At 59.6% G+C, this 7,422-nt stretch carries 6 protein-coding genes; 2 read left to right on the forward strand and 4 right to left on the reverse strand.

The genetic code is table 11. From position 1 onward, the window contains the following. Both AS25_RS15080 and AS25_RS15085 read right to left on the reverse strand, forming a co-directional pair. The coding region (locus tag AS25_RS15080) for a DDE-type integrase/transposase/recombinase (RefSeq protein WP_035965219.1) at positions 1 to 499 on the reverse strand (499 nt) is incomplete at its 3' end. Further along, a complete protein-coding gene (locus AS25_RS15085) occupies positions 496 to 804 on the reverse strand; it encodes an IS3 family transposase (RefSeq protein WP_035965220.1) in 309 nt (102 codons plus the stop codon). The genes AS25_RS15085 and AS25_RS15080, both read right to left, overlap by 4 nt. Positions 805 to 1,115: 311 nt before the next feature. Here AS25_RS15085 and AS25_RS11390 point away from each other — a divergent pair, with 311 nt between their 5' ends. After that, the gene (locus AS25_RS11390) at positions 1,116 to 2,624 is read left to right on the forward strand and encodes an SNIPE associated domain-containing protein (RefSeq protein ID WP_052160955.1); all 1,509 of its coding nucleotides are present in this window, start codon (positions 1,116 to 1,118) and stop codon (positions 2,622 to 2,624) included. Positions 2,625 to 2,909: 285 nt separating this feature from the next. Next, positions 2,910 to 5,231 (forward strand): hypothetical protein, encoded by a 2,322-nt coding sequence (locus tag AS25_RS15090; RefSeq protein WP_216594118.1) that lies wholly within the window; start codon positions 2,910 to 2,912, stop codon positions 5,229 to 5,231. 970 nt (positions 5,232 to 6,201) lie between these two features. Here AS25_RS15090 and AS25_RS11395 read toward each other — a convergent pair. After that, positions 6,202 to 6,624 carry a hypothetical protein gene (locus tag AS25_RS11395; RefSeq protein WP_035965221.1) on the reverse strand — a complete coding sequence of 141 codons (423 nt, stop codon included), beginning with the start codon at positions 6,622 to 6,624 and terminating at the stop codon, positions 6,202 to 6,204. 268 nt (positions 6,625 to 6,892) lie between these two features. Then, the gene (locus tag AS25_RS11400; RefSeq protein ID WP_029603659.1) at positions 6,893 to 7,282 is read right to left on the reverse strand and encodes a heavy metal-responsive transcriptional regulator; all 390 of its coding nucleotides are present in this window, start codon (positions 7,280 to 7,282) and stop codon (positions 6,893 to 6,895) included. Positions 7,283 to 7,422: the final 140 nt, after the last annotated feature.

A 7,422-nucleotide genomic window follows, 5' to 3' on the forward strand; every position in this document is an offset into this window, starting at 1 on the left:
TCACCGCGAGGCGCGCCTTCATCCGGTCGCTGATCGAGTAGCCCACGATCCGGCCGGAGAACACGTCCTTGATGGCGCAGAGGTAGAGCTTGCCCTCGTCGGTCCAGTGCTCGGTGATGTCGGTCAGCCACAGTTCGTTGGCGTCATCGGCGGTGAAGTCGCGCTGGACCAGGTCATCGTGGACTGGTGGTCCCGGACGCTTGCCGTTCTTGGCACGCTTCTTGCCGAAGACGGACCACCACTGGTTGTCCCGGCAGATCCTCCACGCCGTCCGCTCACACATCTGCTCACCGGCTTCTGCCGCTTCGCCGACCAGGAACCGGTAGCCGTACTCGGGGTCGTCGAGGTGAGCGTCCAGCAACGCGTTGGACCGGTATGCCTCGACCACCTCGGCCTTGGTGACCTGCTGGTGCCGCCAGCGGTAGTAGGACTGGCGGGAGAGCTTCAGGACCCGCAGGGACACCGCGACGGGAATGCCGTCGGCGGCGAGCTCGCTCACGAGCGGGTAGAACCTTTTCCCGGCAGGTTCGCCTGGGAGAGGTAGGCGGCTGCGCGGCGGAGGACCTCGTTCTCCTGCTCGAGCAGCCGGATCCGCTTGCGCGCATCGCGCAGCTCGGTGGAATCCTCCCGGCTCTTGCCGGGGCGGTTGCCGTCGTCAATGTCGGCTTGGCGGAGCCATTTGTGGAGCGTCATCTCGTGGACGCCGAAGTCCTTCGCGATCTGCGCGAGAGTGACGCCGGCCTCGCGGGATCGGGCCACGCGCACGACATCTTCGCGGAACTCCTGGGGGTAGGGAGCGGGCATGGTGCACATCCTTCCAGGCCGCCCAGTGGGCATGCCAGATCAGATGTCACCTGTTCGCGCGGCAGTCCCAGCGAAGAAACAGGAGAGGGTGTCAGGGAGACGAGGGACCACAGAACCTGCTGGCTTCCACCGACCAGTGCCTTTTTGGCGCGGGATGGCGTGCTATGCCAGGAAACTCAAAATTAACGACGCCGTTGCATCCAGGCGGTGTCACAGCTCTGGGCATAAATAGACCAACTTGGCAAACGTAAAGGCGAGGACGGTTAATAGGGCATACCTCCATCACGCCTGTCCGACAGAAGGTCCCTCCCGTGGATTCCCCCCGCTCGTCTTCCCCTCGTTCTGCCCTGCCCCAGTCATTCCAGTGGGTGCTGTGGTTGACGGTGCTTGCTCTGTTCCTCGGCACGGTCTCCGGCCCGGGCCTGCTGCTCGTGGTGCCGTTCCTGGCCTGGTTCGCCTATAAGGCCTACCGGGACTACCAGGAGTTGGCCGGCGCCCCAGCCGACGGGTTCGGGATCACCCCGCCCAATGCCTACCGCCACCCGCACGCCAGGATCCCTGAGATCCCGGTGAGCGGACTGCGCACCTTCGCCCAGGAGGTCGTGTCCACCAACGCCCAGCTCCTCGATGACCTCAACCGTGTCGGGGCCATGGACGTCCTCACCCGAGAACAGGCCGCCCGTGACGCCGACGCGGCCCGCCTGCGGCTCAGCACCGAGGTCCGCATCCTGCAGGGGGAAAAACAGGCGCTCGAAGCCCAAATCGTGGATGTGCGCGGGGTCGCCGAGGTCCACAGCGTGGGGTACTACGACTTCGAGCACCCGGCCGAGGCCTCGGTGAAGCTGGCCGGGGAACTCGATCAGGTCCGGCGCCAGATCAAGGACGCGATCCGGGCCAAGACCGCGGTCCGATCGGTCACCGGGTTCACCTTCAACAACTCCGAGAAAGAAGGAACAAAGTTCGTCCGCGACCTCACCAAGCTGTTGCTGCGGGCTTACAACGCCGAGGCGGAGAACTGCGTGAAGACCGCCCGGGCCGGCAACTACCACGTAGCCCAGAACCGGCTGGAGAAGGCCCGCGAGCAGATCCGTAAGGCCGGGGCCATGATCGGACTCGATGTGACCGAGTCCTTCCACCGGCTGCGGCTGCGCGAAATCGAACTGGCCACCCTGCACCTGCAGGCCTTAGCCGCGGCCAAGGAAGAAGAACGCGCCCGCCGCGAAGAGACCCGCGAAGCCGCCCGCGCGTTGAAGGAGCTGGAGGCGGCCAAGGCCAAGCAGCAGAAGACCGTGGACCACCACCTCAACGTGTTAACCAAGCTCGAGGAGACCGGAGACAGGGAAGGCATGGACCGGGTGCGGGAGCAGCTAGCCGAGGCCCAGGCCGTTCTGGCCGATGTGGACAATCGGCTGGCCAACACCCGCGCCGGCTACGTGTACGTGATCTCCAACCTTGGGTCTTTCGGGGAGCGAATGGTCAAGATCGGCATGACTCGCCGGCTGGACCCGATGGACCGGGTCAAGGAGCTCGGAGACGCCTCGGTGCCCTTCAACTTCGACGTCCACGCCCTGTTCTTCTCCCAGGACGCTGTGGACGTGGAAACCATGCTCCACCAGCACTTCGCCCACCAACGAGTCAACCGGGTGAACCTGCGCCGGGAGTACTTCTACGCCACCCCCGACGACGTTCGGGCCGCCCTGGCCGCCCATGATGTGGAGGTCGTGGAGTTCCGCACCGAAGCCGACGCCGAAGAGTTCCACCTCTCAGAAGAAATCCGCGCCACTGAAGAGGCACACACCCTTGAACCGGTAGGTCGTTGAAGTGACCGATCCGACTGCCGTGCCCTACCAGCCCCGGTTACCGCCCCGACGTGCTGAAGTCCGAGGCAGGCGGCCATCGAACAGGTACTGGTCCCCCAGGGGGAGGTGCCTCCGCGGTCGTGATGGCAACGGTCCATCGGGAAGATATTCATGGTGCCGGGAAATGCATTCGTGGTCACCCAGACCGCATAGTGCCCTAATGGGAAATGTGATGTCAACACCGACAATAGCGGTGAATCAGAATTCCCGTGATCGGCTTTTCTAAATTGTACCTAGGAAAAATTTATGAAAAACATAATTGATGACTCACGGATGGGCGGCCCGCAGGCGGTAACCGTGGCGCTGCGGCCAGAACGATTCGCCTACACAGCACCCGTCCAGGATTTGGAGCATCTCCATAAAATTATTGAGCGGGCATCGCAGGTTTGGGGTGGAGCAAATCGGCCCATACTACCTATCGAAACCGGGGGGCATGTTAGCGATTTGTATGTCCCCCACATAAAGGGTGGTGAGATTGACTACATCGCTGGCCAGGCGTTCGAGTCAAGAAAAACAGTATCTCCTCAGATTACAGAGCATCCATTAGAAAATTTTCGAGACATTTTGTCCGTTATGGCTATAACGGACGGCCTGTCCCCGGAAAAGATTCAAGTCAAGACAACAAGTCTTGACCCAGATGATCCATGGAGAATGATTTATGAAGTATGTCTTGGCATTCTCCCTATGGAGCCAGATGCGAAGATTGTAGCGAACAGCAATCTAATACCGAACCTGAGTTTTGATCAATTTGTAACAGTGACCAGGGACACGATTTCAGGGAGTTTGGAAGATCTTCTTCAAAGACTGGGGGAATGGCAGCAGCACTCGCCCAGAGAGCTGTCAATGAATAGGCTTCGATATGGGTCGGGGCCGAATTCTGGCATCCGCAGCGGAGATCAACCAATTCCTCGCCCAGAAATCGATCGAATTGATGCTGGCCCTAATATTATAGTCATATGCTCGCCTGGTGACATCAGAGACTATGCTTTGTTGTGGAATTTGCGTTGTGCGCACGGTGATAAATATGCCGTTCCGATCGGTGTGCCTGTAGGCGAATTTAGCAATGAGGGTCTGCAGAAAATCCACAACGGCCTAAACTGGAATCACAACGGAATGGGGCTTCATAATTTATACGTGACCAGTGCTTCCGTGTCCGTCGGAGATCTTGAGAAGCAAATGGGTAGCTACCACGAAAGAAGCTTCCGTTTTGTGGAACCTGAAGCGCTTGTTTCCTTAGGCTCCGCTGCTGCCATGGTCGCTAAGACTATAGCTGTTTTTGAAAACGGTCAGGCCGCTCTCTCACCCACGAGCTTGTTCGCATCAACAGATATTCCCTATACGGTGGGCATCCAGAGTTCATTTAAGTTGGATGTATATGTAGATAAGCACCCTCTGCCGAAATCACACTATTTTGATGTCGAAACGTTTAATGAGCGATTCCATAGTGGAGGCGTTACGCGAGGGTTCACCGCTGATCGACTCGATACCATAAATATAAGCTGGCCTTCCACGCAATGGGTGTTGAAGAACTTGATAAAACGCCGGAATCTGCATTGTAGGAGTTCTGCCCCTGGAATTGCCGCCATGACATTTTTGGAAGCCTTGGGTGGTGTGTCGGGGATAAGATTTCTACAACATGCCCCGTTGCTTAAATTATTGCAGGAAATGTCCAATCGGCACGGTGCGAGCTGGGCCCGAGCGCAGGGGCGCGTTGCTGGCGACGCGAACGTAACCGCGCCCACGGCAGAAGAACTGGTAGACGCAAGTTTCGAAAGGTTTAATGCCGCATTTAATAATAAGGGGCAGTCAACACGTAATTGGTTAAATTGGGCCGAAGAACGTAGGGTCATCGTTAAGGGCTTCCCAATCACGTGTGAAAACTGTACTGCTAAACAGTGGGTGCCAGTATCGGCCTTCGCACCCCCTCTTATTTGTAAAGGCTGCGCCCGTACAATCGAGCGCCCTTTTCCGCGTGAACTTGTTAAGTTTACCTACCGACTCGGTGAACCCCTGAGGCGTGTTTATGAACATGATGCCATGGGGCACCTCCTTAGCATTTACTTTTTTGATGTTCTCTTATCTCGTAGCCTTGGTGTAATCGGCTTCCACCCTGGCATGGAGTTTATCAAGGATGGGGAATCAAGCCCCGTGGGTGAAGCGGATTGTCTTATTATGAGCACCGCTGGTGAATGTATCCCAGTAGAGTCGAAAAAATCGTTTGGTGGAGTTACATTTGATGAGCTGAAAAAACTGGAAAGTCTTGCTGAGAGTCTTGGGTCACCATGGACAGCAGTCGTTATTAACAGTTACGCTGACAGTGCTCCTGAAGATTTTAGTGACCTGGAAAATCGAGAACTTCCCGGTGCGGCTTGCAGGATCATTTTGACTTATGACAAAATTCTCGATCCTCATCCTCACTGGACTTTAGGAGGGGATCCTTTTGAGTGGTCCCCTCTGTCTGGCGAACAAATTGCAGAGAGAGAAAAGCAATTTGTTGAGTGGGCAAGACATCTTGATAACTATAAGTCACCTGACCCGCTTGATTGGGTTCTCGGGGCTGATGAATAGCCTGGGGTGAGTAGTGTGCAGGTTTTTAATGTTCCTTTATGTACGCCCCTGCTGGTTCCGCAATCCCTTATTCGATGGTGCCCCGCTGGCCCGCATAGTCGCATCAACGCGGGACAACGTTTCGAGAATTGATCTCCGACGGCTCCGTAGCAGGTTTAGCGGATGATCCGGCGGAGTTGACCTCTTAGGTCACTTTGCATCCGTGTTCCGTGGCAAGAGAGGGATGGTGCTTGTCGACCCGAAAGGTCGAGTGACTTTTGGGGTCGTGGCAATTTGCCGCTCAAGCCCAAGGGATGCGCGACGCTTCGTCGGGGCCGCGAACTGTTGTCTTGTGAGAGATCGTCGAACACCTTGCTGGGCAAGCAGAACGCCGGGCCTTGTGCCGGGCGTTCTGTGTGGGACATGCCTTCCTCCACAGGCACATTGTGAAGGGCTGGAGGATCGCTGGATAGCGGTTCCAGGCACTCGGCCGGCACAGGGTGTGCTGAGCCCCGGTGAGGACCTTCTGAGGCTCTTCGTTACCCCGCTGCCCCTCTGGTGCCGGGGCAGGCAGTCCGAACAGTGCGAGGGCATGGCAACTCGTCAACCTAGGGCGGCGACACGTCGCGTTAGGGCTGGGTGAGTTGTCGCCGCGATGGCCGGGAGAGGTGACGGGGGTGGGCCGGCCCCCCGGCCAGCCCACCCCCGTGCTGCTTCTGCGTGGACCCTCATAGGGCCGCGACCTGGATCCCCCCGGAACCAGATGCGGCCGGTCGACGCGGCAGAAGCTGGAGGATGGTCTGATGTGAACCCCATGTCCTCCCTGGTAAGCAAGAATGCTCGCTTGAGCCCCGTCCAGCAAGATTTCGCGTGTGCGGCAGTTCACAACCGGACACATCAATTTGCACCCATAAATTGTTGTGCACGGCGCAGGTGATGCGGTGAATCTCTTGGTGTGCTGGTGTGCTGGTGTGCTGGTGCGCGCGCAGGGTCAGTCGTGGGCTGGGGAGGGTTCGTCCTCGAGATCATCGAGCACCCACTCCGAGAGCTGTTCGGGCGGCACCACGACCGTGGCGGACTTGAGTTGATCCACCTCGTGAACCGACAGCGGTTCCTCGACGGCTTCGGCCTCGTACGCAGCCAGTGCAGCGGTGTAGCCGATGGCCAGCAGCCTCGCCCACGCTGGGTGGCCGGTGTAGCAGGGGTGAGCCGGATCGGAGCTGCGTACCTCCAGCCACCGTGTCGACTCCGGCCGGTCGAGGGTGGCGGGGATCAAGGACCGGTGCAGGACCCACGTGACGTCGGCCCACCGGCCGGCGGGGGTCTGGACCATGGGGTAGTAGGTCACGACCCAGTGGGTGGGGGAGTGCAGGTGTAGCTCGACGGCCAGGGCCCCGGAGGCAGAGATGACCATGCCTTTGGTCCTGTTCACAGTTCAAGAAGTGGGCGGCCCGAGGCTAGACCGCGCCACGGGGTGACAGAGGCGCCCGTGGTTGATGTTCCAGGCTAGCCGTGGGCTAGATAACTATGGAAGCAAGCTGAGCAATGTGACGATGGGCCGTCTTGGAAGCCATGGGTTGCGAGACGTCTCGTGAAACCTCGGGGCCGGTGGTGTGTGACTGTCGACGGTGAATGGCGGTGTTCTGACAGAGGTATTTGGCGGCCGTGGTGCGGCTGTGGGCTCAGAGGTAGCTGCAGATTTGGGCGGGATCGCACTGGGTGGGGTCGCCTTGGGAGGCGGCCTGGTAGTGCTCGGCCGCGGAGGCCCGCAGGGCGGTGAGCTCAGCGATGTGCTGGTCGAGGTCGGTGAGTTGCTGGGCGAGCTGTGCGGCTACGTGGGCGCAGGGGGCCTGCCCGGCGTCGCGGATCTGCAGGATGTTCCGGATCTCGGCCAGGCTGAGTCCGGCGGCCTTGCTTCGGCGGATGAACTGCAGGCGGGCGAGGGCCTCGGGTGGGTAGTCGCGGTACCCGTTGGGGCCGCGGTGCACCGGGGGCAGCAGCCCGTGCTGTTCGTAGAACCGTAGGGCTTTGGTGGTCATGCCGGCGGCTGCGGCCGCTTCACCGATCCGCACGGTGCGCACCTCGATCCTGGACTGGTCTGTGGCCTTCCACGGTAGAGGAAGGCTCCGGGGGCAGGGCACTGCCTGCCCCTGGAGGGGCCGGTGGTCATCCGGGTTCGGTGCGGGCGCGGTCGGTCTCGACGGCCTGCCAG

Origin of the sequence: Kocuria marina, from assembly GCF_000786655.1 — a bacterium.
GTDB classification, from domain to species: domain Bacteria; phylum Actinomycetota; class Actinomycetes; order Actinomycetales; family Micrococcaceae; genus Kocuria; species Kocuria marina_A.

Excerpts from the sequence above, each read along its gene's own strand:
- AS25_RS15085 (WP_035965220.1), bottom strand. The coding sequence starts at position 804 with ATGCCCGCTCCCTACCCCCAGGAGTTCCGCGAAGATGTCGTGCGCGTG.
- AS25_RS15090 (WP_216594118.1), top strand. The coding sequence starts at position 2,910 with ATGAAAAACATAATTGATGACTCACGGATGGGCGGCCCGCAGGCGGTA.
- AS25_RS11395 (WP_035965221.1), bottom strand. The coding sequence starts at position 6,624 with ATGGTCATCTCTGCCTCCGGGGCCCTGGCCGTCGAGCTACACCTGCAC.